The organism is Pseudomonas sp. CCI1.1 (assembly GCF_034348165.1).
Taxonomy (GTDB): domain Bacteria; phylum Pseudomonadota; class Gammaproteobacteria; order Pseudomonadales; family Pseudomonadaceae; genus Aquipseudomonas; species Aquipseudomonas paracarnis.
The window spans coordinates 5365116-5389173 of record NZ_CP133780.1 but is presented as its reverse complement, the minus strand read 5'-3'; the positions used below and the strand labels follow the sequence as shown (position 1 = coordinate 5389173).

At 61.5% G+C, this 24058-nt stretch carries 18 protein-coding genes and 1 pseudogene; 14 read left to right on the top strand and 5 right to left on the bottom strand.

The features are described 5' to 3' along the window. Positions 1-39: 39 nt before the first annotated feature. Complete coding sequence (locus RHM69_RS24275) at positions 40-1383, top strand: MATE family efflux transporter (RefSeq protein WP_166405738.1); 1344 nt, start codon at positions 40-42, stop codon at positions 1381-1383. Between the two features lie 112 nt (positions 1384-1495). Here RHM69_RS24275 and speA read toward each other — a convergent pair whose 3' ends face one another. The 4 genes from speA to RHM69_RS24255 form a co-directional block, all read right to left on the bottom strand. Further along, entirely contained in the window at positions 1496-3409 is a 1914-nt protein-coding gene (speA, locus tag RHM69_RS24270; RefSeq protein WP_003188203.1) for an arginine decarboxylase, read from the bottom strand. Between the two features lie 142 nt (positions 3410-3551). Continuing rightward, positions 3552-3923, bottom strand: coding sequence for a translation initiation factor Sui1 (locus tag RHM69_RS24265; RefSeq protein ID WP_003188201.1), 372 nt, complete (start codon positions 3921-3923; stop codon positions 3552-3554). A 182-nt stretch (positions 3924-4105) separates the two neighbouring features. After that, positions 4106-4642, bottom strand: a complete 537-nt coding sequence (locus tag RHM69_RS24260) for an NUDIX hydrolase (RefSeq protein ID WP_014716735.1) — start codon at positions 4640-4642, stop codon at positions 4106-4108. A gap of 2 nt (positions 4643-4644) precedes the next feature. Next, positions 4645-5712, bottom strand: coding sequence for a DUF2333 family protein (locus tag RHM69_RS24255; protein ID WP_003188197.1), 1068 nt, complete (start codon positions 5710-5712; stop codon positions 4645-4647). A 298-nt stretch (positions 5713-6010) separates the two neighbouring features. Between RHM69_RS24255 and RHM69_RS24250 the strand changes: the two genes are divergently transcribed. The 13 genes and pseudogenes from RHM69_RS24250 (at position 6011) to RHM69_RS24190 (ending at position 23060) form a co-directional block, all read left to right on the top strand. Beyond that, entirely contained in the window at positions 6011-7681 is a 1671-nt protein-coding gene (locus tag RHM69_RS24250; RefSeq protein WP_019818274.1) for a response regulator, read from the top strand. 1499 nt (positions 7682-9180) lie between these two features. Next, positions 9181-9696 (top strand): annotated as a pseudogene (locus RHM69_RS31165) (methyl-accepting chemotaxis protein); the annotation flags it as partial. A gap of 292 nt (positions 9697-9988) precedes the next feature. Then, entirely contained in the window at positions 9989-10444 is a 456-nt protein-coding gene (gene aroQ / locus RHM69_RS24240) for a type II 3-dehydroquinate dehydratase (RefSeq protein WP_014716732.1), read from the top strand. Between the two features lie 24 nt (positions 10445-10468). After that, on the top strand, positions 10469-10933 hold the full coding sequence (gene accB / locus RHM69_RS24235) for an acetyl-CoA carboxylase biotin carboxyl carrier protein (protein WP_014716731.1): 465 nt from the start codon (positions 10469-10471) through the stop codon (positions 10931-10933). Positions 10934-10950: 17 nt separating this feature from the next. Then, the gene (accC, locus tag RHM69_RS24230; RefSeq protein WP_003188188.1) at positions 10951-12312 is read left to right on the top strand and encodes an acetyl-CoA carboxylase biotin carboxylase subunit; all 1362 of its coding nucleotides are present in this window, start codon (positions 10951-10953) and stop codon (positions 12310-12312) included. A 267-nt stretch (positions 12313-12579) separates the two neighbouring features. Further along, positions 12580-13458 carry a 50S ribosomal protein L11 methyltransferase gene (gene prmA / locus RHM69_RS24225; RefSeq protein ID WP_014716730.1) on the top strand — a complete coding sequence of 293 codons (879 nt, stop codon included), beginning with the start codon at positions 12580-12582 and terminating at the stop codon, positions 13456-13458. A gap of 30 nt (positions 13459-13488) precedes the next feature. Further along, positions 13489-14748 carry a DUF3426 domain-containing protein gene (locus RHM69_RS24220; protein ID WP_191948849.1) on the top strand — a complete coding sequence of 420 codons (1260 nt, stop codon included), beginning with the start codon at positions 13489-13491 and terminating at the stop codon, positions 14746-14748. A 185-nt stretch (positions 14749-14933) separates the two neighbouring features. After that, complete coding sequence (gene dusB / locus RHM69_RS24215; protein ID WP_003188182.1) at positions 14934-15947, top strand: tRNA dihydrouridine synthase DusB; 1014 nt, start codon at positions 14934-14936, stop codon at positions 15945-15947. Then, the gene (fis, locus tag RHM69_RS24210; RefSeq protein WP_002555375.1) at positions 15944-16264 is read left to right on the top strand and encodes a DNA-binding transcriptional regulator Fis; all 321 of its coding nucleotides are present in this window, start codon (positions 15944-15946) and stop codon (positions 16262-16264) included. The genes dusB and fis overlap by 4 nt, the downstream gene beginning before the upstream one ends. Before the next feature lie 82 nt (positions 16265-16346). Beyond that, entirely contained in the window at positions 16347-17954 is a 1608-nt protein-coding gene (gene purH / locus RHM69_RS24205; RefSeq protein WP_014716728.1) for a bifunctional phosphoribosylaminoimidazolecarboxamide formyltransferase/IMP cyclohydrolase, read from the top strand. A gap of 125 nt (positions 17955-18079) precedes the next feature. After that, the gene (purD, locus tag RHM69_RS24200) at positions 18080-19372 is read left to right on the top strand and encodes a phosphoribosylamine--glycine ligase (RefSeq protein WP_014716727.1); all 1293 of its coding nucleotides are present in this window, start codon (positions 18080-18082) and stop codon (positions 19370-19372) included. A 116-nt stretch (positions 19373-19488) separates the two neighbouring features. After that, complete coding sequence (locus tag RHM69_RS24195) at positions 19489-22263, top strand: hybrid sensor histidine kinase/response regulator (RefSeq protein ID WP_019818278.1); 2775 nt, start codon at positions 19489-19491, stop codon at positions 22261-22263. A gap of 200 nt (positions 22264-22463) precedes the next feature. Beyond that, positions 22464-23060 (top strand): MarC family protein, encoded by a 597-nt coding sequence (locus tag RHM69_RS24190; RefSeq protein WP_003171467.1) that lies wholly within the window; start codon positions 22464-22466, stop codon positions 23058-23060. Here RHM69_RS24190 and RHM69_RS24185 read toward each other — a convergent pair. Beyond that, positions 23057-23836 carry a hypothetical protein gene (locus tag RHM69_RS24185; RefSeq protein ID WP_032904016.1) on the bottom strand — a complete coding sequence of 260 codons (780 nt, stop codon included), beginning with the start codon at positions 23834-23836 and terminating at the stop codon, positions 23057-23059. The genes RHM69_RS24190 and RHM69_RS24185 overlap by 4 nt on opposite strands. Positions 23837-24058: the final 222 nt, after the last annotated feature.

Here is a 24058-nt window from a genome sequence, read left to right as displayed (position 1 = left end):
GATGGCCGGGTACAATGCCGCTCCCCCGAAGGAGACTGCATGTCCACCTTATTGTCCGACTGGCGCCACCGCCCTACCCATCGCCGCGTCTGGGCCCTGGCCGCGCCGATGATCCTGTCGAATATCTCGGTGCCCTTGGTGGCCCTGGTGGACAGCATGGTCATCGGCCACCTGCCCCACGCCCATCAACTGGGCGCCGTGGCTGTCGGCGCCAGCCTGTATACCTTCCTCGCCTGGGCCATGGGTTTCCTGCGCATGGGTTCCACCGGCTTCGCCGCCCAAGCCGCCGGGCGCAACGATGGCGCGGCGCTGCGGCAAATCCTGTTGCAAGGCCTGCTGTTGGCGCTGGGGTTGGCGATGTTGCTGGGCACGGTCGGTATTCCCCTGAGCCACCTGGCTTTGGAATGGATGCAGCCCTCCCCTGAATTGAACCAACTGACCCGCGAGTTTTTCCACACCCGTCTGTTCGGTCTGCCCGCCGCCCTCGCCAGCTATGCGCTGGTCGGCTGGTTCCTCGGCACTCAGAATGCGCGGGCGCCGTTGGCGATTCTGCTGACCACCAACCTGGTCAACATTGCGCTTAACCTGTGGTTTGTACTTGGCCTGGACTGGGGCGTGGTCGGCTCCGCCCGTGCCTCGGTGATCGCGGAATGGACCGGCGCCCTGCTCGGCCTGGCGCTCACGCAAAAAGCCCTGCTCGCCTATCCGGGGCATATCGCCTGGGCCGCGTTGAAACTGTGGCAAAGCTGGCGCCCATTGCTGGCGGTCAACCGCGACATCTTCATCCGCAGCCTGGCGTTGCAGTCGGTGTTTTTCATGATCACCGTGCAAGGCGCAAGGTTGGGCGATGCCACCGTGGCAGCCAATGCGCTGCTGCTTAACGGCCTGTTACTGACGGCTCACGCATTGGATGGCTTGGCCCACGCGGTCGAAGCCCTCTGCGGCCACGCCATCGGCGCCCGTGACCGGCAGGCGTTGCGTCGCTCATTAGTCGTGGCCTGCGGTTGGTCACTGATCGCCAGCATCGGCTTCGCCCTGCTGTTCACCTTCGGCGGCCATCTATTTATCGCCATGCAAACCGATATCCCCAGCGTACGCGAAACCGCCGATATCTACCTGCCCTACCTTGCGGTATTGCCGTTGATTGCGGTGTGGAGTTATTTGCTCGATGGCTTGTTTATCGGCGCAACGCGCGCGCGGGAGATGCGCAATGGGATGTTGCTGACGGTGCTGCTGGTACTGCCGATTGCCTGGGCGTTGCAGGGCATGGGTAACCACGGATTGTGGATCACCTTCCTGCTGTTCATGGCGGTGCGCAGCCTGACGCTGTGGGCAATTGCCTGGCACTTGAATCGGCAAGGGCTGTGGCTGGGCGGGAACTGAAGGAACGCAGACCCAGATGTGGGAGCTGGCTTGCCTGCGATGGCGGTGGGTCAGCCCCCTAACGGTTGCCTGACACTCCGCCATCGCGGGCAAGCCCGCTCCCACATTTTTATTACGAGGACAGGTACGAAGAACGGGTCAGGCCCAGGCGCAACGCATCCAGGAACTGGGTGCGCTCCGAGGCCGAGATCTTCGCACTGGCGCACTTGTCCCGGTAATGCGTCATCAACTCTTCCGGCGACAAGTGCACATAGCGCAGCATGTCTTCGATGGTGTCGTGGGTCTCGATCCCGGCGCTGTACACCGAACCGTCTTCACGCTGGTAGATGTTCACCGAGTCGGTGTCACCGAACAGGTTGTGCATGTCGCCCAGGATTTCCTGATAGGCGCCGACCAGGAAGATCCCCAGCAGGTAGTCCTCGCCTTCGTTCAAGCCGTGCACCGGCAGGCTGGTTTCGATGCTCTGCTCGTCGACGTACTGCTTGATCTTGCCGTCGGAGTCGCAGGTCAGGTCTTGCAGCACGGCGCGGCGCAGCGGCTCTTCGTCGAGGCGGTGCAGCGGCAGAATAGGCAGGACCTGGCCGATGGCCCAGGTATCCGGCAAGCTCTGGAACACCGAGAAGTTGCAGATGTACTTGTCGGCCAGCTTGTCGTTGAGTTCGTCCAGCACCTGGCGGTGCGAACGCTGGCGGGCTTTCAACGAGTTGTGCAGGCGACGGCACACCGCGAAGTAGCACTGTTCGGCCAGGGCTTTTTCGGCCAGGGTCAGCTTGCCGTCGGCGTACTGGGCCGCCACATCGCTCATGTAGTGGGTGGCGCGCCAGTAGGTTTCGGTGACCATCTCGATGTCGGTCGGGCCCAGCAGGTCCACCAGCCATTGCACGGTTTCGGGCAGGCTTTCCTTGTTTTCAATGGTCGGGATTTCGTCGTTGTGCTTCTCGACGTCAGTGACCTGTACCACCAGCATGGCGTGGTGAGCGGTCAGGGAACGGCCGCTTTCGGAGAAGATGTTCGGATGCGGCAGGCTCTGCGCGTCGCAGAATTCCTTGAGCATGCCTACTACCACGCCGGCGTAGTCGTCCATGTCGTAGTTGATCGAACTGGCGTTGCGCGAGTGGGTACCGTCGTAGTCCACGCCCAGGCCACCACCGACGTCGATGTGGTCCACCGGCAGGCCGAGGTTGCGCAGTTCGCCGTAGTAACGAATGGCTTCCTTGAACCCGTGCTGGTAGTCGGCCAGGTTGGCGATCTGCGAGCCCATGTGGAAGTGCAGCAGGCGGATGCCCTGGTCCAGGCCGGCCGCGCGGAAGCGCTCGACCACTGACAGCAGCTGCGCTGCGGATAAGCCGAATTTGGATTTCTCGCCACCGGTGTCCGCCCACTTGCTCGATGCCAGGGACGACAGGCGCACACGCAGGCCCACCTGCGGCTTGACCTTGAGGCTCGCCGCCTCTTCGATCACCAGCCCCACCTCGGACTCTTTCTCGATCACGATGAACACGTTGTGGCCGAGCTTCTGGCCCATCAGCGCCAGGCGGATGAACTCACGGTCTTTATAACCGTTGCAGACGATGGTGCCGCCCTTCGGCGCCAGGGCCAGCACGGCCAGCAGCTCAGGCTTGGAGCCGGCTTCCAGGCCGATGGAGACGTTCTGGGTGGCAATGATGTTCTCGATCACCGCTTCTTGCTGGTTCACCTTGATCGGGTACAGCGCGGTGTACTTGCTCTGGTATTCCAGGCGTTCGATGTTGGCATCGAAGGCACCGGTCAATTGGCGCACGCGGTCTTGCAGGATATCGGGGAAGCGTACCAACAGCGGCAACGACAGGCCGCTTTTGCGCAGCTCATCGACTTGCTCGTACAGGTCGACGGGCGTGCTGTTCGGGCCGTTCGGACGAACTTCTACGCGACCGGCTTCATTGATCGCGAAATACCCGGCCCCCCAATGGCGAATCCCGTAAACACTGCGGCTGTCCGCAACTGTCCATTGGCTGCCATCGTCTTTGCGTGTGCGTCGTACGGACATCGAAGTCCCCTATAAATGAAGGCGAAGGCGCCACCTCTCGCGGAGGCTGGCGCAGTCTAAAGAATGAAAATGACGATTTGCCTGCAAGGGAAGTAGACCCCACTGGCAGGACAGAGTTTAGCCACAGGTTGGGAAGAGGCTTTCAGCCGCCGGACTTCTTGGCCTTGTACCCGAGCTTGATCAGCTCGGCCAACAGCAACTCGACGTGATCGCCCTGGATCTCGATAACCCCGTCTTTCAACGCGCCACCGGTGCCACAGCGCTTTTTCAGCGAGGTGGCCAATTCCTTCAGGGCCTCTTCAGCCAGGGGCACGCCGGTGATGGTGGTCACCGTCTTGCCGCCACGGCCTTTGCTCTCGCGACGCACGCGGGCAATACCGTCGCCTTCAGGGATCAGGGTCTGTTTGCAGGTGCACGAATCCACGGGCTGACGACAGTCCGGGCAGTGTCGACCTGCGTCGGTGGAAAATACCAGGCCACCAAGGGCGGCGAAGGATGCGGCTTTTTTGGCCACCGGCAATCCTCTTGGGAGGATGAAGACTGATCGGCGCCGCACAAGGCGGTGACCGACCGCGAAGCCCCACTCAGGCAGGGGCAGCGCTACCGAACCGCTAATGTGGTTCGGGTGAAAAGGCGCGCAGTGTAACGGCAAAAAGCCGACTTGCTAAGAGCCAAATGGCGCCATTTTTTGCAACTTTAGCGACGCGAGGCCAGATAGCGCCGCAAGCCTTCCTGGGCGTCCGGGCAGTAGGGCTTTTGTTCGGCCTCTTGCTGGATGATTTCGATGCTTAAAAACCGCGCTTCCATGACCTCCTCGGGCTGCAGGCGCAGGGGGCCGTCCCAGACGGCAGAGTAGGATTTGCACCAAAGCCGACTGTCGCCATCCTCAAAATAGAAATGGTCATGTTCGGTCAAGGGCACACCGCTGACGCCCAATTCCTCTTCCAGCTCGCGGGCTGCCGAAACGGCATAACTCTCACCTTCGGCCACCATCCCACCCGCCGCCGTATCCCAATACCCTGGATACAACGCCTTGCTAAGCGTGCGCCGGTGCACACACAACTCGCCTTTGGAATTGAACAGGAAGATAAACGTGCAGCGGCCAATCAAGCCGCGCTGGCGCAGGTCGGACCTGACCAGGTGGCCGAGCAGGTGGTCCTGCTCGTCGACCCAGCAGATCAGTTCAGCATCGGAAGCCGCTCGGTGTGCGGCCTCCTTTTGAGTAGCGTCCATCATCAACCCTGGTTGAGGAGCTGACGCAAGTCGATCACTGCAGCGTTTGCCCGGGAAATGTAGTTGGCCATCACCAGCGAATGGTTCGCCAGTACGCCGAAGCCACTGCCGTTAAGAATCATAGGACTCCATACCGGTTCCTGCGAGGCCTCTAGCTCACGAATGATCTGGCGCACGCTGACGGTGGCGTTTTTCTTGGCCAGTACGTCGGCAAAGTCGACTTCGATGGCACGCAACAGATGGGACAGGGCCCACGCCTGGCCGCGCGCTTCGTAGAACACGTTGTCGATTTGCATCCATGGGGTTTCCACCACTTCTTCATCAACCTGCGGCACTTCACCCGGCGCCAGCGCCTCGGTTTTCAGCGCAGTGTTCAACTTGACCCGGCCTACGCTGGCGGACAGACGCTGGGACAACGAACCCAAACGGGTGGCCACATCACCCAGCCAGTTGTTGAGGTTGTCGGCACGCGCATAAAACAGCGCGCCGCGCTGGTTCGGGTCAGACAGGCGCGCTTCGTAGCGGCTCAGGGAATTGATGCCTTCCTGATATTCCGACTCACTGGAAGGCAGCACCCAGCTCTTGTTATCGAAGTTGAAGCGCGGCTCGGCCTTGGCCAAGTCAGCGTCTTCAGCCGACTGCGACTGGGAGCGGGCGAAGTCTTTACGCAGGGCGCGGGTAAGGTCACGCACCTGCACCAGCACGCCGTACTCCCAGCTCGGCATATTGTCCATCCACAAGCCCGGAGGGAAACGGTCGTTGGAGATGTAGCCGCCTGGCTTGTTCAGCAAGGTGCCGACCACGGTCTTGAGTGTTTCAACGGTGGTGTAACCCACCACCATCTGCTTGCCTTCCTTCTCGGCGGCAAGCTGGGCGTTTTGCTGCACCGGAAACAGCGCCGGCTCCTGGCTCCAGTACCAACCCAGGCCACCGGTGACCAGCAGGTACAAGCCGATGATGCTGAGCAACGCCCGGCTCATCAGCAGGTTGCGAAAATAGCTGCGGTTGGCCGACTTGGGCTCAGGGGCGGGGCCTTTGGCACTGCCTTCGCGGTTTTTCCAGTCCAGCATGGCGATATCCTTTCAATCACTTGAGTTCATGCACGTCAATTGTCCGGGTGCGTTCAGACATTCCGACCACAACCCTACCCCATCGTGCCCATCGGTGCGGGGCTTTTACACGAAAGTGGCGCACCGGGCCGCTTGGACTATAAAGGATGCACACCTTTTACGCTGGGCGACCAGCCGGTCAATAACTGAATCTCTGGCATGCAGACTTAATTGACGTATGACACTCATCTATCAGAAAAGAGGTGCTAGCATAGAGCCATCAGTCGACCTCAGCATGCACCCTCACAGTAGTCAGGATATGACCGAGTCAGAAGACCCCAGCCGCGAGCGTCTCAAGCAGCACTTTGCCCAGCGGGTAATTCATCAGGCACGTCAAATTCTTGAGATCTGGCAGCGCCTGCAACGCAGCGAGTGGTCGAACGCCGACTTTTCCGAACTCAGCGAAGCCAACCTGCGCCTGCAGCGCTTCGCCGAACGCTTCGAACAGCCCGAACACACGCAACTGGCACGGCATATCAGTGAGTCCCTGCAAGCCGTGGACGAGAACCGTGGCCGCCTGAGCAGCCAACTGATCACCGAGCTCAACCGCTTGATGCAACGCCTGTCCCGCACCGGCCTGCGCCAGGGCGACCAGCTTGAGCAAACCTTCCTGCCGCCGATGCGCAAGCCGATCTATGTGATGCTCGCCGACCATGACCGCGCCGAGCGCCTGGCCAAGCAGCTCGAATTTTTTGGCATGAGCGCCCACGCCCTGGACAGCGTCGCCGCCTTTCGCGCGGCCATGGCCGAGCGTTTGCCGTCGGCGATCGTGATGGACGTGGACTTCTGCGGCACAGGCCTGGGCCTGAAGCTCGCCGCAGAAGCCCAAGAGGGCCTGGAGCACAAGCTGCCACTGTTGTTTTTCAGCCTGCACGAAACCGACACCCCGACGCGCCTGGCCGCCGTGCGCGCCGGTGGCGAAGAGTTCCTGACCGGCACCCTGGAAGCCTCAAGCCTGCTGGAAAAGATCGAAGTGCTGACCTGCGCGGCCCAGTACGAACCGTACAAAGTGCTGATCATCGACGACTCGCGGGCCCAGGCGCTGCACACCGAACGCCTGCTCAACAGTGCCGGGATTATCACCCGCACCTTGATCGAACCGATCCAGGCCATGGCCGAGCTGGCGGATTTCCAACCCGACCTGATCATCCTCGACATGTACATGCCTGCCTGTACCGGCACCGAACTGGCCAAGGTGATTCGCCACAACGACCGCTACGTCAGCGTGCCGATCATCTACCTGTCGGCTGAGGACGACCTGGATAAGCAACTGGATGCGATGAGCGAGGGCGGTGACGATTTCCTCACCAAACCGATCAAACCGCGTCACCTGATCACCACTGTGCGCAACCGGGCGTCGCGTGCGCGCAACTTGAAGGCGCGGATGGTGCGCGACAGCCTCACCGGGCTGTACAACCACACGCATATCCTGCAACTGCTCGAAGATTGCAGCTTCCGCGCCCGCCGCGAGAACAAGCCTCTTAGCTTTGCCATGCTCGATATCGACCACTTCAAGCGCGTCAATGACAGCCACGGCCACCCCATGGGCGACCGGGTGATCAAGAGCCTGGCACTGTTTCTCAAGCAGCGTTTGCGCAAGACCGATTACATCGGCCGCTACGGCGGTGAAGAGTTCGCCATCGTGATGCCCGACACCGACCTGGAATCGGCCTGCAAGGTGCTAGACGACATTCGCCGGCGCTTTGCAGAAATCCACTACCCCGCCCAACCGCAGGATTTGTGGTGCACCTTCAGCGCCGGCCTGGTGGAGCTGTGCGACGATTCCGACAGCCTGATGATGGCCGCTCAGGCTGACGAAGCGCTCTACCGCGCCAAGGATGCCGGACGCAACCGCGTGCAAGCCGCTCGCACATCAAAGCAAAGTGCCATCTTTTCACCAGAATCCACCGATTCGGTCATAACGCTGTAATACAAACGCAATAAATTCAGGCGCTTATCTCTTGCCGTCGGTTGAAACCCCGCATGCGCCTGAAGCTGCTGACCAATCTCAATACCCTTCTGCTGGTGGCCGTGTGCCTGGCCCTCGGCGCGACGCTGTGGTGGTCGCAACGGGCGCTGGAGCGCCCGTACTTGTTGATGGAGCGCTACCTGGGGTTGTCCCAGATCTTTCAAAACCAGGCCGCCCGAAACATCGAGGACTACTTGGCCAGCGGCGATGCCCTGCGCCTGAGCAGTGCCACCCAGAGCCTGGAAAGCCTGCAGCTGCAACTGGGCGAACTGCCGCCCGAATTGGCGCAAAGCCTGCGGCCCAGCCTCGTGGAGTTGGAGACCTTCAGCAAGACTGACCTGTTGGCCGCCGGTAAATTAGCTGGCGACCCGCAAGCGCTGTTGCTGCAAGCCGAACGTGAACTGGGCGCAAACCTGGAACAACTGAGCCAGTACGCCAGCGGCGTCAATTCCGCGGAGGCTGCGCGCTATATGTCGCCGCTGCTCGCCGCCTCGCAACATTTGGGCAAACTGTCCCTGGCCCGCGACAAGCTGGTCAGCAGCGGGCGCCCCGAGTTGGCTGCTGATGTCGAGCGGGAGGTGACTAACCTGCGAACCCAGGCCGACCTGCTCGCGCAACTGCCCCTATTGGGAATAAAGGCCAGCGCTGAATCCAACACCGATGATTTTTCCGCGCTGATGGGGCTGGAAAACACCGAAAAAACCGAAGCTCAGGACACCGGCGTCGACCTCAAGCGCGAACTCAACAGCCTGCTGACCCGCTACCCCGCCGAGCTGCAGCGCACCCGTGAACAGATCCAGCAACGCGCCGATCTCGCCGCCAGCACCCACCTTAAAATCACTAACGTGCAACAAGCCATCGCCGGCCTGGAACCCGTGGTGCGCGCGCAACATGCCAGGATCCAGGGCGAAGTACGCGTGATGCAGGGCGTGATGATTGGCCTGATCCTGCTGATCGCATTGCTGATCGACACCCTGCAACGCCGCCTGGCGCGCGTACTGACCAACCTGGCACCCGCCTTGTCGACCTGGGCCGAAGGCGACTTCAGCCAACCGATTGCCCTGGGCAAGACCAACCGTGAACTGCACGATATCGAGGCCTCCCTCAACCGCCTGCGCGCCTACCTGGTGGATTTGGTAAGCACCATCCGCGGCAATGCCGAAGAAGTGGCGGGCAGCAGCCGCGCCCTGGCCGAACTGAGCAGCGGCCTGCACGACGGCGCCGAACGCCAGGCCGGCGACACCGCGCAAATCCGTGATTCCCTGGGTGAGTTGGAAGCCACCATCCAGCAAGTTGCCGGGGATGCCAGCCAGGCGGCCGGCGCCAGCCGCAGTGCGGGCCAGGCCGTGGAGCAAGGCCAGCGTGTGATCGGCCTGAGCCTCACCGGGCTGCATGCGCTGGTGGGCGAAGTGCAGCAAAACGCGCAGATGATCGAGAAACTTGCCGAAGAGTCCGCCACCATCGGCGGCGTGCTCACGGTGATTCGCTCGATTGCCGACCAGACCAACCTGCTTGCGCTCAACGCCGCCATCGAAGCCGCCCGCGCCGGTGAGGCCGGACGTGGTTTCGCCGTGGTAGCCGACGAAGTGCGTTCCCTGGCCCAGCGTACCGCCGGTGCCACTGCCGAAATCCAGGGCCTGATCGCCGGCCTGCAAACTGCCGCGCACCAGTCGGTAGAAGGCATGCGCGCCCAGGTCGAACACGCCGAAGCCACCGCCCAGCAGGCCCAGGCGGCGGATGGCGCGCTGGATGAAATCGTCGGCGCGATCCAGACCATCTCGGATACCGCCGTACGCATTGCCGATGTGACCGCGCAGCAAAGTGGAGCCGTGAGCGAGATTCGCGACAACAGTGAACGGATACATCAATTGGGTGAGGATAATTTACTGCGCATTGGCCAGGGCCGTAGCCAGGGCGAACACCTGCTGGTACTGGGCGGGCAACTGACTACCGCCGTGCAAGCCTTCCGCGTCTGACCCGATCTAATGTGGGAGCTGGCTGATCGTTCCCACGCTCCGCGTGGGAATGTCGCCCCAGACGCTCCGCATCCCGCTTTAAAGCCGTGACGCAGAGCATCACTGGATGCGTGCCCACGCGGAGCGTGGGCACGATCAGCTCCCACACTGACCAGATGCAGGGTCTTGGTCACAAATTTTGCGCAATCCTCGCTAATCGTGCCGGCTACTGCATAGAACTGGACAGTCACAAAGGCTTTGCGGCATAGTCGCCGGGTTCTGACGTACCCACACCAATAACAAGGAACAGCCAATGGCGACCTTACTGGTTCTTCACGGACCCAACCTGAACCTGCTTGGCACCCGCGAACCGGGCGTCTACGGGGCAGTAACCCTCGATCAGATCAACCTCGACCTGGAACGACGGGCACGTGAAGCCGGCCACCATTTGCTCTACCTGCAAAGCAATGCCGAGTATGAATTGATTGATCGTATCCATGCCGCGCGCGGCGAAGGCGTGGACTTTATTCTGATCAACCCCGCCGCTTTTACGCATACAAGCGTTGCATTACGTGACGCGCTGCTGGCGGTGAGCATCCCATTCATCGAAGTGCATTTATCGAACGTGCACAAACGCGAAGCTTTCCGCCATCACTCTTACTTCTCCGACGTAGCGGTAGGAGTGATCTGCGGCCTTGGCGCCAGCGGTTACCGACTGGCCCTGGAGGCCGCCCTGGAACACATTGAAGAACAGGCTAAACGCCCCTGACCGACCCTTGGGAGTTGATGATTCATGGATATCCGTAAAGTTAAGAAACTGATCGAACTGCTGGAAGAATCCGGTATCGACGAGCTGGAAATCAAGGAAGGCGAAGAGTCCGTACGGATCAGCCGTCACAGCAAGACCCCGGCCCAACAGTTCTACGCACCACAGATGCAAGCGCCGGCTCCAGCCGCTGCTGCTCCGGCTGCCGCGCCTGCCGCCGCCACTGCACCTGCCGCCCCAGCCGCGCCTGCGCTGAACGGCTTCGTGGTCAAGTCGCCAATGGTCGGTACTTTCTACCGCACCCCGGCACCGACCTCGCCCGCCTTCGTTGAAGTGGGCAAAACCGTGAAAGTGGGTGACACCATCTGCATCGTTGAAGCGATGAAAATGATGAACCACATCACCGCGGAAAAAGCCGGCGTCATCGAATCCATCCTGGTAGAAAACGGTCAGCCGGTTGAGTACGACCAGCCGCTGTTCACCATCGTTTGAACCGCGGAGCGCCTTCGATGTTGAAACCTGCGAAGAAACTGCAAAAAGTCCTGATCGCCAACCGCGGCGAGATCGCGCTGCGTATCCTGCGCGCCTGTAAGGAAGAGGGCATCAAGACCGTCGCTGTTTACTCGACGGCCGATACCGAATTGATGCACGTGAAGCTGGCGGACGAAAGCATCTGCATCGGCCCGCCACTGGCCACGAACTCGTACCTGAAAGTCTCGAACATCATCGCTGCGGCAGAAGTGACCGGCGCCGATGGCATCCACCCCGGCTACGGCTTCCTCGCGGAAAACGCCGATTTCGCCGAACAGGTGGAAAAATCCGGGTTTGCCTTCATCGGCCCGAAAGCCGAAACCATTCGCCTGATGGGCGACAAGGTCTCGGCCAAGGACGCCATGATCGCGGCCGGCGTGCCCACCGTTCCAGGCTCCGACGGCCCACTGCCTGAAGACGAGGAAACCGCTCTGCGCATTGGTCGCGAAGTCGGCTACCCGGTGATCATCAAGGCCGCCGGTGGCGGTGGTGGTCGCGGCATGCGCGTGGTGCACAAGGAAGAAGACCTGATCGAAGCCGCCAAGCAGACCCGCTCCGAAGCGGGCGCCTGGTTCGGCAACCCGATGGTCTACCTGGAGAAGTACCTGACCAACCCACGTCACGTGGAAGTCCAGGTACTGTCCGACGGCCAGGGCCACGCTATCCACCTGGGCGACCGCGATTGCTCGCTGCAACGTCGCCACCAGAAAGTCCTGGAAGAAGCTCCGGCTCCGGGCCTGGATGAAAAGGCGCGTCAGGAAGTCCTGGCACGCTGCGTCAAGGCTTGCATCGATATCAACTACCGTGGTGCCGGCACCTTCGAGTTCCTCTACGAGAACGGCCGTTTCTACTTCATCGAGATGAACACTCGTGTGCAGGTAGAGCACCCGGTATCGGAGATGGTCACCGGTATCGACATCGTCAAGGAGATGCTGAGCATCGCCGCCGGTAACGTGCTGTCGTTCACCCAGGACGACGTGAAGATGCACGGCCACTCCCTGGAGTGCCGCATCAACGCAGAAGACCCGAAAACCTTTATCCCAAGCCCTGGCCTGGTCAAGCATTTCCACGCGCCCGGCGGCAACGGCGTACGTGTGGATTCGCACCTGTACAGCGGCTACAAGGTTCCGTCCAACTACGACTCGCTGATCGGTAAGCTGATCACCTGGGGCGCCACTCGCGACGAGGCCATGGCCCGTATGCGCAACGCCCTGGACGAAATCGTGGTCGACGGCATCAAGACCAACATCCCGCTGCATCGGGATCTGGTTCGTGATGAAGGCTTCTGCGAAGGTGGTGTGAACATTCACTACCTGGAACACAAGCTGGCCAACCAGTAAGTGCTCCACCCAACAAAGCCGCCTTCGGGCGGTTTTGTTGTTTATGGGCCACCGACCCCTGATCGTTCCCACGCTCGGCGTGGGAATGCCGCCTCGGACGCTCCGCGTCCCGTTGTTAAGGCGTGGCGCGGAGCGCCACAAGAGGCGTTCCCACGCCGAGCGTGGGAACGATCGTCGGCGCAGTCGTCTTCTGGCTTGCTCTCGCGTAAACTTGCGCGCTTTCGCGGCCTGCCCGCCGCACATTCATTTTTTTCAAAGGTGCCCGCCATGCCTTGGCTGCAAGTCCGTCTCGCCATCAGCCCAGAACAAGCCGAAACCTACGAAGACGCGTTCCTCGAAGTGGGTGCCGTGTCGGTGACCTTCATGGACGCCGAAGACCAGCCGATCTTCGAGCCGGAACTCAATACCACGCCGCTGTGGTCCCACACCCACTTGCTGGCCCTGTTCGAAGACGGCACCGACGCCGCTGCCGTTCTGGCCCATATGGAACTGCTCACCGGCAGCCCGCTACCCGAGCATCACAGCGAAGTCATCGAAGACCAGGACTGGGAACGCAGTTGGATGGATAACTTCCAGCCCATGCGCTTCGGCCAGCGCTTGTGGATCGTGCCAAGCTGGCACGCTGCTCCTGAGCCAAACGCCGTCAACCTGCTGCTGGACCCGGGCCTTGCGTTCGGTACCGGCACGCACCCGACCACCGCCCTGTGCCTGGAATGGCTGGACGGCCAGGACCTGACCGACAGCAACGTACTGGACTTCGGCTGCGGCTCGGGGATCCTGGCCATCGCCGCCCTGCTGCTGGGCGCCAAGGAGGCCGTGGGCACCGATATCGACGTGCAGGCCCTGGAAGCCTCCCGCGATAACGCCGGGCGCAACAACATTGCCGAGGGCAAATTCCCACTCTACCTGCCTGAGGACCTGCCCCAGGTTCAGGCCGATGTGCTGGTGGCCAATATCCTCGCCGGGCCACTGGTGTCGCTGGCGCCGCAACTGTCGAGCCTGGTCAAGCCGGGCGGGCGCCTGGCGCTGTCGGGCATCCTCGCCGAGCAAGGTGAAGACGTGGCTGCGGCCTACGCCAAGGACTTCGAGCTGGACCCGATCGCCAACCGTGATGGCTGGGTACGCATCAGCGGTCGTCGGCGCTAGAATGAGCGCTTGCCTGAATCGGATGGCCGCATGACCGACAGTTTCGTCACCCAGTGCCCACATTGCCAATCGCGTTTTCGCGTCAACCACGCTCAGCTGAGCGTGGCTCGCGGCGTGGTGCGTTGCGGCTCGTGCCTGCAAGTATTCAACGCCGCTCGCCAGTTGCTGGAGCAACGGGCCCAGGCGTCTGCGCCGGAGCCTGAAGTGCCGACCACCGCCGAGCCGGCCGCCGAACCGACTGTCGAAATGCCTCCCCCGCCACCGCGGGCCATCAGCCAGAAGCAGTGGACGGCCGAAGAGCTGGACCTGGATAACCTGGACAAGGAACTGGCCAGGCTGGAACGTCGCGAGATCCAGCACACCCAGGCAGTGGGCGCAGAACGTCGCCAGCCAGGCGCCGACCGTCGGCAAAAGGAAGAGTCCTTCAGTGCCAGCCGCGACACGGTCAAGGCCGAGGAAGAAAAATGGGCGGCCAGCCTGTTCAGTGAGCCACCCGAAGAGCGTGCACAGGCACCAGAAGAAGAGCCCGAGCCGGTTAAGGCACCTGCGTCCAAACAGCGCACCGAACCGTCCATGTCGGCCCACGTCGACGAACTCGATGACGAACCAGCTCTGCACGCCACTACCGTGGATGACGACCTCGACCCGCCGCTGACACCCACCCGCGACGAGCACGATGAGCCTGAACCCGAAGACCGCGCGTTCGCGCGACGCAAGCGCGCGCGAACGGAGGCCGGTGTACACGACGAGTTGCTCCAGGACCTGGAAGACGACCCCCTGCACCTGTATGCGCAGAAGCGTCCGTCAGGCTGGGGTCGCCGTCTGCTCTGGATATTGTTGGTCGCACTCGCCGCCGCCGGCCTGGCCGGCCAGTACATCGCCTACCAGTTCGACGACCTGGCCCGCCAGGACGCCTATCGCCCGTGGTTCCAGACGCTATGCCCGAAACTGGGGTGCACCGTGCCATCGCGGGTCGACATTACCCATATCAAGAGCAGCAACCTGGTGGTGCGCAGCCACCCCGAGTTCGCCGGGGCACTGGTGGTAGATGCCATCCTCTATAACCGCGCGACCTTCTCCCAGCCCTTCCCACTGCTGGAGCTGCGCTTTGCGGACTTGAACGGCAGCCTGATTGCCAGTCGTCGCTTCAAGCCCGCCGAATACCTGAGCGGCGAGTTGGCCGGCGTGAGCGAAATGCCCTCGCAGACGCCGATCCACATCTCCCTGGACATCCTGGACCCCGGCAACAAAGCCGTGAATTACAGCCTGAGCTTCCATTCACCCGAGTGAAACGGCGCGCCCACCGAGGTTTGACGGCGGATTATTGACTTGGCCATCGTCAACCAAACCGATGGCGATAAAAAAATAACTGTTCAGATTTTATCCAATTCAGCCTTTAACCCGTCATCGAGAGCGGGTATCATGCCAACCCTTTTTCGAACTCTAATGATCCGGCCCCACAACAGGGAAGTCCTATGTCGGCGGTACGCATCGGCCCATACACATTGCAGAACGGCTTGATCCTCGCCCCGATGGCGGGTGTCACCGACCAGCCCTTTCGTCAGCTGTGCAAGCGTTTGGGCGCGGGTCTAGTAGTCTCTGAAATGGTTACCAGCGACATGAGTTTGTGGAACACCCGCAAGTCGCGGATGCGCATGATCCACGAAGGTGATCCCGAGCCACGCTCGGTGCAGATCGCCGGTGGCGATGCGCAGATGCTGGCGGATGCAGCCCGGGCCAATGTGGAGCTGGGTGCACAGATCATCGATATCAACATGGGCTGCCCGGCCAAAAAGGTCTGCAACAAGGCCGCCGGTTCCGCGCTGTTGAAAGATGAGCAGTTGGTCGCCGAGATCCTGCAGGCCGTTGTCGGCGCAGTAGATGTACCGGTGACCCTGAAGATTCGTACCGGTTGGGACCGGGACAACAAGAATGGCCTGACGGTGGCGAAGATCGCTGAACAGGCTGGTATTGCAGCGCTGGCGGTGCATGGCCGCACCCGCGCCGACCTTTACACCGGTGAAGCCGAGTACGACACCATTGCCGCGATCAAGCAGGCCGTGTCGATGCCCGTCTTTGCCAATGGCGACATCGACAGTGCCGAGAAAGCCCGGCGCGTGCTGCACGCGACCGGTGCCGATGGTTTGTTGATTGGCCGGGCCGCCCAGGGGCGGCCGTGGATTTTTCGTGAAATCGAGCATTTCCTGCGTACTGGTGAAGTTTTGCCGGCACCAGAGTTGGTCGAGGTGGAACGTATTCTGCTAGAGCATCTGGCCGCCCTGCACGCCTTCTATGGGGACGTGATGGGAGTACGCATTGCTCGCAAGCATGTCGGCTGGTATCTCGCCACCTTGCCGGGCGCCAAGGAATTCCGCGCTCAGTTCAATCGTTTGGATGAAACGCAGGCACAGGTCGCCACCGTTCGTGAGTTCTTCGCCGGACGCGACAAGAGCCTGGGAACAGGGGATGGAGAAGGGGTGGCCGCATGACGATGATGACCGAGACTTTAGTGAGTGGAACAACACCCGTGAGCGACAACGTCAATTTGAAACAGCACCTCAACACGCCGAGCGAAGAAGGCCAGACCCTTCGCGGGAGTGTCGAGAAGGCGCTGCACAATTATTTCGCCCACCTTGAGGGCGCTTCCGTCACGGATGTGTACAACCTGGTGCTCTCCGAAGTCGAGGCGCCCTTGCTCGAAAGCGTGATGAACTACGTCAAGGGCAACCAGACCAAAGCCAGTGAGCTGCTGGGCCTCAACCGTGGCACCTTGCGCAAAAAGCTCAAGCAGTACGATTTGCTGTAAGCATTCAATCAAACCAGAAAGGCGCCCGCGTAAAACCGGTCGCCTTTTTTGCTGACTTCCTTTGCTTTTGATGGAAATTGAGATGACCGACCAGACCACCCGCCTGCCGATCCGCCGTGCCTTGATCAGTGTTTCCGACAAGACCGGGATCCTTGAATTTGCCCGGGAGCTGGAAGCCCTGGGTGTGGAAATCCTCTCCACGGGCGGGACCTTCAAACTGCTGCAGGACAACGGCGTGGCCGCAGTGGAAGTCGCGGACTACACCGGTTTCGCAGAAATGATGGACGGTCGCGTCAAGACCCTGCACCCGAAAATCCACGGCGGCATCCTTGGCCGTCGCGGCATCGACGACGCCATCATGACCGAGCACGGCATCAAGCCGATCGACCTGGTGGCCGTTAACCTCTACCCGTTCGAAGCCACCATCAACAAGCCAGGCTGCGACCTGCCGACCGCCATCGAAAACATCGATATCGGCGGCCCGACCATGGTGCGCTCGGCGGCCAAGAACCATAAAGACGTGGCCATCGTGGTCAACGCCAGTGACTACGCCAACGTCCTGGAAAACCTCAAGGCCGGTGGCCTGACCTACGCCCAGCGCTTCGACCTGATGCTCAAGGCGTTCGAACACACCGCCGCCTACGACGGCATGATCGCCAACTACATGGGCACCGTGAACCAGGCGGCTGACACCCTCAGCACCGAAGGCCGCAGCCAGTTCCCGCGCACCTTCAACAGCCAGTTCATCAAGGCCCAGGAAATGCGCTACGGCGAGAACCCGCACCAGAGCGCGGCGTTCTACGTGGAAGCCAAGCCTGCCGAAGTGGGCATTGCCACCGCGACCCAACTGCAAGGCAAAGAACTTTCCTACAACAACGTGGCCGATACCGACGCCGCGCTGGAATGCGTGAAGAGCTTCGTCAAACCGGCCTGCGTGATCGTCAAGCACGCCAACCCGTGCGGCGTGGCCGTCAGCCCGGACGCTGAAGGCGGTATCCGCCAGGCGTACGAACTGGCCTACGCCACCGACACCGAATCCGCATTCGGCGGCATCATTGCCTTCAACCGCGAACTGGATGCCGAGACCGCCAAGGCCATCGTCGAGCGCCAGTTCGTCGAAGTGATCATCGCCCCAAGCGTCAGCGAAGAAGCCCGCGCCATCGTCGCCGCCAAAGCCAACGTGCGCCTGCTGGCCTGTGGCGAGTGGTCGGCAGACCGCGCCGCGGCCTGGGACTACAAGCGCGTCAATGGCGGCCTGCTGGTACAGAGCCGCGACATCGGCATGATCGGCAGCCAGGACCTGAAAGTCGTGACCAAGCGCGCGCCGACCGAGCAAGAGATCAACGACCTGATCTTCGCCTGGAAAGTGGCCAAATACGTCAAGTCCAACGCCATCGTCTACGCCAAGAACCGCCAGACCATCGGTGTCGGCGCTGGTCAGATGAGTCGCGTGAACTCGGCGCGTATCGCCGCGATCAAGGCTGAGCACGCCGGTTTGCAGGTGGTGGGTTCGGTGATGGCTTCCGATGCATTCTTCCCGTTCCGTGACGGCCTGGACAACGCTGCAAAAGCCGGCGTGACCGCCGTGATCCAACCGGGCGGTTCGATGCGTGATGCAGAAGTCATCGCCGCCGCTGATGAAGCTGGCATTGCGATGGTCTTCACCGGCATGCGCCACTTCCGCCACTGATTGATCGTTCCCACGCTCCGCGTGGGAACGCAGCCAGGGACGCTCCGCGTCCCTCGGACGCAGAGCGTCCGTAGAGGCATTCCCACGCAGAGCGTGGGAACGATCATCCTAACGAGGTTTTTGAAATGAATGTTTTGATCATTGGCAGCGGTGGCCGTGAACACGCCCTGGCCTGGAAAGTAGCCCAGGACCCACGCGTGCAGAAAGTCTTCGTGGCCCCCGGCAACGCCGGCACCGCCATCGAAGCCAAGTGCGAAAACGTCGCCATCGACGTGCTGGCCCTGGAGCAACTGGCAGATTTTGCCGAGAAGAATGTTTCCCTGACCATCGTCGGCCCGGAAGTGCCACTGGTGGCAGGCGTCGTCGATCTGTTTCGCAGCCGTGGCCTGGACTGCTTCGGGCCTACCGCGGGCGCCGCCCAGCTGGAAGGCTCGAAAGCCTTCACCAAGGACTTCCTGGCTCGCCACAAGATCCCCACGGCCGACTACCAGAACTTCACCGAGATCGAGCCGGCCCTGGCTTACCTGCGTGAGAAAGGTGCACCGATCGTGATCAAGGCCGATGGCCTGGCTGCCGGTAAAGGCGTGATCGTCGCCATGACCCTGCAGGAAGCCGAAGACGCCGTGCGCGACATGCTCGCCGGCAATGCCTTTGGTGACGCCGGCTCGCGGGTGGTCATCGAGGAATTCCTCGATGGCGAAGAAGCCAGCTTTATCGTGATGGTCGACGGCAAGAACGTATTGCCGATGGCCACCAGCCAGGACCACAAGCGCGTCGGCAACGGCGACAGCGGCCCGAACACCGGCGGCATGGGTGCCTACTCCCCGGCACCCGTCGTAACCGCCGACGTGCACCAGCGCGTCATGGACCTGGTGATCTGGCCAACCGTGCGCGGCATGGCGGATGAAGGCAACGTATACACCGGTTTCCTCTATGCCGGCCTGATGATCGACAAAGCAGGTAACCCCAAAGTCATCGAGTTCAACTGCCGCTTCGGCGATCCGGAAACCCAACCGGTGATGCTGCGCCTGCAATCGAGCCTGGTGCTGCTGGTGGAAGCCGCCCTCGCCCAGGCCCTGGACAAGGTCGAAGCGCAGTGGGACCCACGTCCTAGTGTTGGGATTGTGCTGGCGGCCGGTGGCTACCCTGCCGACTACGCCAAGGGCGATGTGATCGAAGGCCTCGACGCCGCCGCTGCGCTGGAAGGCAAGGTGTTCCATGCGGGCACCGCGCTCAAGGACGGCAAAGTTGTAACCGCCGGTGGCCGCGTATTGTGCGCCACCGCGATGGGTGCCAGTGTCGATGCCGCGCAACAACAGGCCTACAAACTGGCGGCGAAAATCGACTGGAAAGGCTGCTTCTACCGCACCGACATTGGCTACCGTGCCATTGCCCGCGAACGTGGTGAGAACAACTGAGCAGCTACACTTGCAGTAGCTATCCGTTCGGTTAGGTAAGGGCCTTTGGCCCTTGCCGTACCCTGTCGCCCCGCGCATAGTTAACCCGTGCATCCACCTACCGAAGGGATTTCGCCGTGCGCTGGCTCAGGATCGCCATAGGTTTCACAATCAGTCTACTGACCCTGCTCTGCTTGCTACCGGCCCAGGCCGCCGCACAAGGCAGTGGCTGGGCGGTATTGCTTGATGAACAGGCCGACCTGCAACTGAGCGACATCCGTTCCGCCCGCTATACCAATCAATTCAGCCCCATCGAACTGGACCGGATCACTGCCGCGCAGCCGGACGGTGCGTTGTGGGTGCGCTTCAGGCTGCAACCCGGCAAGCACGAACAAGTGCTGCGGGTGTTTGCCCCGGACCTGTCCAGCCTGAGCCTGTACGTACTGGACGGCGACACCCTGGTGGAGCAGCAAATCACCGGCACTCGCCAACCCCAGGCTGAGCGCCCGTTGCCCAGCAGTGACTTCATGTTACCGATGCCCCAGAGCCCGCGGCCCCTGGAGGTGTATTTGCGCCTGGTCTCGGAACACGAACTGCGCCCTTACATCACCCTGGAACCGGCGGTGCTGGCCGCTGCCAACCAGAACCAGACATTGATCTACGGTCTGCTGTTCGGCGTGCTGTCGATGCTGATCCTGCACAACCTCACGCGATTCGCCTACCACCGCTCGCGCAGTAGCCTGTGGCTGGCCGCGTGCGAATTCCTGTTGATGCTCAGCCTGGCGCTACTGCTCAACCTGGTGGGGCCGTGGCTGCCGAACTGGCACGCGATCCAGACCCCTGGCGCCTACCTGGCCCTACTGCTGACCGCACCCTGCGGGTTGATGTTTGCCTACCGCTTTTTCATGCCACTGGGCCCGCACCCGCTGAATAAAGTGTTGATGGCGGACATCCTGCTGATCGTCCTGTGCGGCTTGCTGTTGTTGTTCGTCAACACCTTGCCGCTGAACATCATCACCTATGCCCTGGTCGCGCTGGCGGGCCTGAGCATGCTGTTCGTCTCGGCCTATCATTGGCAAAAAGGCTACCGCCCGGCGCGCTTGTTCGTGGCGGCCATGGTGGTGTTCAACATCGGCACGCTGATCATCCTGCCCGCCCTGCTCGGCCTCACCCTGGTGGCGCCACAAGGCCTGATCGTCACCCTGCTGAGCTTTATCTGCCTCAGCGGCCTGCTGATGAGCCTGGCCCTCGGCGAGCGCCAGCGCGCCATTGTCGAAACCCGCTTCAGCCTGAGCCGCGACCTGGCGGCCAGCAACGCCGAAATCGCCGCCAAGGCCGAGTTCCTGGCGAAGATCAGCCACGAAATCCGCACGCCCATGAACGGTGTGCTGGGCATGACCGAGTTACTGCTGGGCACGCCGTTGTCGGTGAAGCAACGCGACTATGTGCAGACCATCCACAGCGCCGGTAACGAGTTGCTCACCCTGATCAACGAAATTCTCGACATTTCCAAGCTCGAATCCGGTCAGATCGAACTGGATGATGTGCAGTTCGACCTCAATGCATTGATCGACGACTGCCTGAGCATCTTCCGCGCCAAGGCCGAGCAGCAGAATGTCGAGCTGATCAGCTTTATCCAGCCTCAGGTGCCACGGGTGATCAGCGGTGATCCGACGCGGCTGCGCCAGGCGCTGCTGAGCCTTTTGGAAAACGCCCTGCACAAAACCGATGAAGGCGAAGTGCTGATCGTCGTCGCCCTGGATGAGCGCAGCCCCAAGCCACGCCTGCGCATTGCCGTGCAAGACAGCGGCGTGCCTATGGAAGCCGCCGAACGCGACGCCCTGCTGCACAGCGAACTGCACAGCAAGAACTTCCTCTCGGCGACGCGTTTGAGCGGCCACCTGGGCCTGGTCATTGCCCGCCAATTGATCCTGTTGATGAACGGCGAGTTCGGCATCAAAAGCGGCAGTCACCAGGGCAGCACCCTGTGGCTGACCCTGCCCCTGGACCCGGAACGCCTGGAGCATCCGACCAGCGACCTCGACGGCCCGCTCAAGGACGCCCGCGTACTGGTGGTGGACGATAACGACACCTGCCGCAAAGTGCTGGTGCAGCAGTGCACGGCCTGGGGCCTGAACGTCAGCGCCGCGCCTTCGGGCAAGGAGGCCCTGGCGCTGCTGCGTACCAAAGCGCACCTGCGTGATTACTTTGACGTGGTGCTGCTGGACCAGAACATGCCCGGCATGACCGGCATGCAACTGGCGGCGAAGATCAAGGAAGATCCGAGCCTGAACCACGACATACTGCTGATCATGCTCACCGGCATCAGTAACGCGCCGAGCAAGATCATTGCGCGCAACTGTGGGATCAAGCGCATTCTCGCCAAGCCAGTGGCGGGTTATACCCTCAAGACCACCCTGGCCGATGAGCTGACCCAGCGCAGCAAAGGCGCCCTCGTTGCACGCCCGGCCCCCAGCGCACCGGCAGCCATTACCGTGCCCAGCGATTTCCGCATCCTGGTAGCCGAAGACAACAGCATCTCCACCAAAGTGATTCGCGGCATGCTCGGCAAGCTCAACCTCAACCCGGACACCGCCAGCAACGGCGAAGAAGCGCTGCAGGCAATGAAAGCCCAGCGTTATGACCTGGTATTGATGGACTGTGAGATGCCGATCCTCGATGGTTTCTCCGCCACGCAGCAACTGCGGGCGTGGGAAATCAGCCATCAACGCGTGCGCACGCCGGTGGTGGCGCTTACCGCGCATATCCTGTCGGAACACAAAGAACGCGCACGCCAGGCGGGCATGGACGGGCATATGGCCAAGCCGGTGGAACTGTCGCAACTGCGCGAGCTGGTGGACTACTGGGTGGCGCAGCGCCAACAGCGCCCTGAGCACAGCACCCTTTCCTGATGATCGTTCCCACGCTCCGCGTGGCAACGCCGCCCGGTAAGCTCCGCGTCCTGCTTGAACGCGACGCAGAGCGTCACTGGATGCATTCCCACGCAGAGCATGGGAACGATCAGCAGAGCGCGGGAACGATCAGCCAGCTCCCACATTTGATCTGTGTCGGATAGACTCCTCCACACTTTCCCCGCCCGCGAGCCGCCCCCATGCTCCATGTGTTGTTCAGCGTTTACCTGAAGATGCTGGTGCTCTACAGCCCGTTCTTTGTGCTGTCCTGCTTTATCAGCCTGACCCGTGGCTACTCCAGCAAGGAGCGTCGGCGCCTGGCGTGGAAAGTTGCACTGGCCACCCTGGTATCGAGCGTGTTGCTCTACCTGTTCGGTCGGGTAATTTTCAGCGTGTTCGGCATTACCGTGGATGCGTTCCGTATCGGCGCCGGCAGCGTGTTGTTTATCTCCGCATTAGGCATGGCTCAGGGCAAGTCGGCGGTGCAGACCGACAACGTGCAGCAGGACGTGACCATCGTGCCGCTGACCATCCCGCTCACCGTCGGCCCCGGCACCATTGGCGCCTTACTGGTGATGGGCGTCAGCCAACCGCACTGGGACGATAAGCTCACCGCCATCCTCAGTATTGCCCTGGCCAGCCTGACAGTGGGCGTGGTGCTGTACCTGTCCAACCGTATCGAACGCATTCTCGGCGACCAGGGCTTGCAGATTGTCAGCCGGTTGATGGGCCTGTTCGTCTGCGCCCTGGCCGCGCAAATCATTTTTACCGGGGTACGCGGCTACCTGGTGCCCTAGATCCGGTATTTGGCGATAGCCATTTCCACTTTGTCACCGGCGCTTTCGCGCATCAGTTGGATGGTTTTCTCGTTGACCATCGAGGTACTGAGCACCAGGCAAGTCTGCCCGCTGAAGGCCTCGAACGAGGAGCTGTCCCACTCCAGGAAGGGCAGGCCCACCTGTTTATCCACACCATGGGTGCTGTAGGTCACCAGCACCATGATCAACTCGCCGTCTGTTTCAGCGCAGGAGGCCAGGCCGAAATCGCCGCCCTCACGCACCGCGCAATTGCGCTTGAACAGCTCGAAAGACGCTGGCTGGCGCTTCAGTGTGTCCAGCGCATCGGCGGCCAGCTTTGGCAATGCGCTGAGCAGTGGCCCGGACAGCGCCGTCGACGTCAGCATCGAGGCGATGATATTCAGCGCCGCCAGTTGCACCGTCAGGCCCTTGCCCGCACGCGAGACTCGCTCAAAGCGACTGCGCAGCGGCAGCCACCCCAGGCTGACCATCACCTTGATAAATTCCTCGTACCACGCCTCGCTGCCTCGCTGGACGTTCAGCACATCGCTCACATAACTGCTGGCCAGCAGATAGCTTTTGCGCACGTATTCCCGATTCAACGCCGACAAGCCTTCGGCAAACGAAATCACGCCATTGTTGACCACGGCCGCATTGCAATCATCCTCGCTATCCAACACTGCCGTGGCCTGCCTGGCAGGTGCGCCCGGTAACTTGTAGGCGGCAATCAACTTGCGCCTTTTTTTGCTGTTGATCCTTTTGTGACGTCGCTCCATTTTCTGTTCTCCACAAGCACCCCACATGGGGCTTGCTTCCACACTAGTCCAGGGAGCGGCGGGGTTTCCATGCGACAAACATCCCTTGGCCTGCCCCGCCCAAAACCAGCGTCCAGCAATGACAAGGCGCGGCGGGCAGGCGTGCGGTTTTCATCGCATAAAAAAGAAAAAGCTCCGAACAACGCCAGGGGAATCCCTGGGATATTCGGAGCTTTCCGGCAG